3 protein-coding genes are annotated in these 4284 nt (G+C 61.5%); 1 reads left to right on the forward strand and 2 read right to left on the reverse strand.

The window, feature by feature from the left end; genetic code table 11:
• Window positions 1-390 precede the first annotated feature (390 nt).
• Window positions 391-522: a hypothetical protein gene (locus tag L979_RS16970; RefSeq protein WP_255349600.1), complete on the forward strand. Its 132-nt coding sequence runs from the start codon at window positions 391-393 to the stop codon at window positions 520-522.
• Window positions 523-623: 101 nt separating this feature from the next.
• Here L979_RS16970 and L979_RS15875 read toward each other — a convergent pair whose 3' ends face one another.
• Together L979_RS15875 and L979_RS08080 are read right to left on the reverse strand one after the other, a co-directional pair.
• Window positions 624-3155, reverse strand: a complete 2532-nt coding sequence (locus tag L979_RS15875) for a S8 family peptidase (RefSeq protein WP_231559457.1) — start codon at window positions 3153-3155, stop codon at window positions 624-626.
• 83 nt (window positions 3156-3238) lie between these two features.
• The gene (locus tag L979_RS08080; protein ID WP_047691388.1) at window positions 3239-4195 is read right to left on the reverse strand and encodes an AAA family ATPase; all 957 of its coding nucleotides are present in this window, start codon (window positions 4193-4195) and stop codon (window positions 3239-3241) included.
• Window positions 4196-4284: the final 89 nt, after the last annotated feature.

Here is a 4284-nt window from a genome sequence, read left to right on the forward strand (position 1 = left end):
AGACGCCCACGCGCACACCGCTACCCATGCTCATCTGTGAAGGGCCACAAAAGGACGGATCCCGCGATGTTTCGCGGGATCCGTCCTTGTTTGGTGGAGCTAGCGGGAAGCTTGTCGAAACTTGCCCCGCCGGTGATTCAGATGTTGCGAGCACACCAGTCCATCCGCGCGAGAAAGCACAGGACGCACCGCCGGAGGCACCAACCGCAGCAGGCGCCGCGAGCGTCCGCAGACCTCCTCCAGCGCGCGGAAGCCGCTTACGCTGCCGGCGGGTCCCTGAAGGCTGTGGCCCGGCAAGTTGGCCTCGGACACGAGCGACTCTCTCGCCTCCTGCGAGAAGGCGGTGTCGTCCTCCGCAACCACTCCCCGTTGATCAGCGAGATTCGGCTGATGCGGTCCATGTATGAGCAGGGGGCTTCACTGGAGCGTGTGGGCAACAAGTTCGGCTACACCGCGGGGACAGTCCGCAAACACTTGATCGCCGCCGGTGTCATGATGCGCGACACGCACGGTCGTGTCTGAACGGAGCCCCCACGGTTTCGGCAAGAGCTCAAGACATCATGACCAACGCTGATGTTCCCAACAGGAGCTGGGTCCGAGTATGCAGTCCTTCGCCGTTCATATCAGCTCTGTACCCGGCCGCGCGCGCGATCGCGGGCTTGCTGCCGCAGTCTTGCCCGTACTTCGTCGTGGATCGTGGTCGAGGTCTGCTCTGCTGTCTCGATGGAGACTACGAGTGCGTATCGCACCGTCTTACCAGCACCAAGGTGTTGGGCGTCGTCCATGCATTCAACGTGGATCGGGAACGTGTCATCGTCGCCGCACACCATGGCGCGGCTGCCTTGGACGATCTCGTGTTGGAGGCTCCCTCGCCTGACCGAGTTGTGCTCCGCATCAATGCGTTGTCCGCCTGCGAGTTGCTTGTCTGGAGTGGCGAAGTACACCTTCGCGCTTCGGTAGCGGTTGAGCCGACTAACAGTGGGGGCCATGTACGCCAGGGTGATGGTGAGGCGATGCCATTCTGCGCGTGCACGAAGCGAAGGCGGGAGTGGCAACTCATAGGTGTGACGTTGGTCGCCGACTATCAGCCCTCCGCTGACTAGGACTGCTCTGTTTGTGGCCCCAGCGCCGAGTCGATCTGTGTCGAGGCGCCCGTAGCCCAGAAGCGCGGTCAGGTGTCGACGAGCTTCCTGATTGCTCAGCTTGAGTTCGCGGCGCAGTTGCGATTCCCAATCGCCCCAGCTTGTCGCTTGGGCAAGGAGGGCTCTCACTAGTAGGGGATGATATTGAGGATCTGGCAGCGGCGCGTCTTCTGAATCGTCGGAGCCAGCTTCAAGGACATCGAAGAGTCGGCTGGCCTCGCGCGTCACCAGTGCCGTTGCGTTGCTCGTGCCGACGCTGAAGACGGTGTGGTTGGTTGCGCCTGCTCGCCCAGGTGCAGCCACCTGGAGCCCCGGACCGGTAGTTGCGGTCTGGGCCAGTTCCACGGCAACGGTTTCTAGGCGATCGGCTGGAATGACAGGGCGGGTGTAGAGCGCTCTGCCACCGGTGTGATGCAGGTCGGGCTTGACTGATCGATCGACGCCGGGTCCCGTAGCGCCGTAGTGGGCAGGTCCGTTCGGGTGCGTAATGTCCCAGGCGGTGTCTGGTACGTCGATATCGCCGAGCCCGTCGGCGTGGGTCGCTCCGATGGTGAGTGCGTTGAGAGCATCTCCTGGAGGGAGGATGCCGCGCAACAGCGCACTGTCGTGGAGGGTTCGGATTGCAGCGGATCGAGCGGATTCGGGGTCGCTGGCCACGGTAACGGGAATTGTGATTGGGCCGAGGTGATTGCCAGCGCTGACGATGAACAGCAGGTTGTAGGAGTGAGCTAGCCAGTCGAGTAGTCGGCCAACAGGGCTCATCCTTCTCACGAGCGCTCGTGCTTGGGACCCGATGGAGAGGTTGATGACGCGCACGCTGGGTGCGACAGGGTCGTGGCCGGCATCACCTTCAACGATTCGCTTGACCGCGCGGTGTAGCAGGTCAGGGAACAGCCTGTCTGGCAGGGTCTGTTCGTGTCCTGACATGAACTCGTGGGGTTGCATGATTGGACGCACATAAAGGGGCCGGTCGATCGGTTCACTGCGGGTGGCAAGGTCTCCATGAATGATCAAGGACGCCATCGCCGTGCCGTGGTAACGAGAGGCCAGCGGGTAGTCCTCGCGAAGACCATCAGGATCATCGACTACCAGTCGACCTGCGAGGGCGTCATGGTTAGCGAACGGCAACCCATCCAGCAAGGCGACCCTAGGCAACTCAGAAGGGGCACCTCTTCGGGGTTCCAGGTCGAACTGAATACTCGTTTCCGTGGTCGGCGGTGCGACGTGCATAGGGGTGAACGGGCTGACAAACATTACTTCGTCTGTGGCCAGCAGTTGGATCGACTCGGCACCCTCGGTGGTCAGTGAATGAACCTGTTGAATCGGCAGTTCGGCAAGCAGGGCGTGGTAGCTGATCTCCCCGATCTGAGAGCGATCGAGCACACGCCCGCCACTGTCGGCGATGACTTGCTCGACGTGCGCTTGCGCGGTGGCGCGCTGTCTAGCATCGGAGCGGTACCACAGCTCGATTTCAACCATCACAGTGCTCACGGATTGGCCGACGAGGTCGAGCGTCTCTTGCCACTGTTCGCGAAGGCCGGTCTCTCTGATGCGATCCTCTGGCCCCCAGCGTCTGATTGAGGTGAGCTGTTCGAACGCTGTCTTGAACCTGCCGAGGCCACGAGCAAACTTTGTTGTTGGGTCTGTTTGCCAAGTCTTGAACAAGCTGAGGAGTTGATCAATCGCTTTTGCGTTCGACAGCATCAGGTACAGGGAGTGCTGAACGGGCTTGTCCGTACGGCCGCTCTTGGACTCCACCATGTGGAAATCGTCGTCAGGGTCAGATTGCTCCCCGATCAATTCAGACAAGAACTCCAGCCCGTCGACTTTGTCGATCGCGTTGCGGAAATCCGTGACGCTGCCGGCGAGGTCAAAGACCACTACCAAGGCCGGATCTACCTCATCCCGCGCGTCGGGCGAGAGACGTGCGCGCTCGGCATCGAACGCCGCGCGCAGTTCACCAAATTGCGGTGTCAGGCGTGCGCCCTGCCTGCCGCTGGTTGGTTTGGACAAGCGTGGCAGATCGCGTGCCTTTTGTTTTGGTCGGCCTGCAACCTTTGGTGCCCCGAATGCCAGGAGGGGCCGAGGCTCGGCCGTCATCCCGTTGCCTGATCTCGTCTGTGCTCCAGACGTTCTTGGACGATCTTCCGGAGGTTACTGTCGGGGAGTTCGAGGACTGCTCTGCGACGCACGTCGAGAGCGAACTCTTCCAGTTCGGAGAAGCTAGCTCCCGCAAGTTTGTCCGCCAGAGTGCGCGGGGCAAATCCGAGATCACCGCCCAGCCGGGCGGCGAGGCGTTCGAGAAAGCGCGTCGCTTGAGCACGGCTGGGTGGTTCGAGTTCGGCGCGGATCTGGAAGCGTCGCCATGCTGCCCGGTCGAGAAGCTCGCTGTGGTTTGTCGCCCCGACTAGAAGGACATGCGGAGGCAGCCGGTCGATCTGGAGCAGCAGTGTCGAGACCACGCGCTTGATCTCTCCTGTCTCGTGTTCATCCGATCGCTCTTTAGCGATGGTGTCAAGTTCGTCGAAAAACAGGACGCAACGGCGCGTCCGTGCGAACTCGAAGGCATTGTCGAGCCGCGCAGCGGTTTCGCCCAAGAAGCTTGAGACCACTCCTTCATAACGGATGACGTAGAAGGGCAGCATCAGTTCTGAGGCGATCGCCTCGGCGACGCTGGTCTTGCCGTTACCCGGCGGACCAGACAACAGGAGTCGGTTGCGGGGCTCGATTCCGTAGCTGCGGAGTAGCTCGGAACGCTTTTGCTCTTCAATCAACTCAGCGACGACCCGGCGAGGGACCGGTGCAAGCTCTAGCTCTTCCAAGCGGCGTTGAGGAACGATCTCCTGGATCAGGTCGCGCATAGCTGCCGCATGGTCGTCACGCGGAGCGCTCTGCCCAGTAGTGGTAATCAGCTCGGACAAGCGGTCGGCGACAAGGTGGTGCTGGTTGGCTCGCTCCTCAGCGATTACAGCTTCGACGAGAACGCGAAATCGGTCTCGGTCACCACGTCTCTCGGCTTCGACGAGGTCAAGTAGCAGGTCAGCACGCGCCATCTCTGCCTCCTTGAACCGCTAGCCGTTACCCTTGCTCCATCTTAGCCTCGATCCACCGATCAGCGTCGCGGAGGGATCGGCGTTTTAAC

It is taken from the genome of Kocuria sp. ZOR0020 (assembly GCF_000800955.1).
In the GTDB taxonomy this organism is placed as follows: domain Bacteria; phylum Actinomycetota; class Actinomycetes; order Actinomycetales; family Micrococcaceae; genus Kocuria; species Kocuria subflava.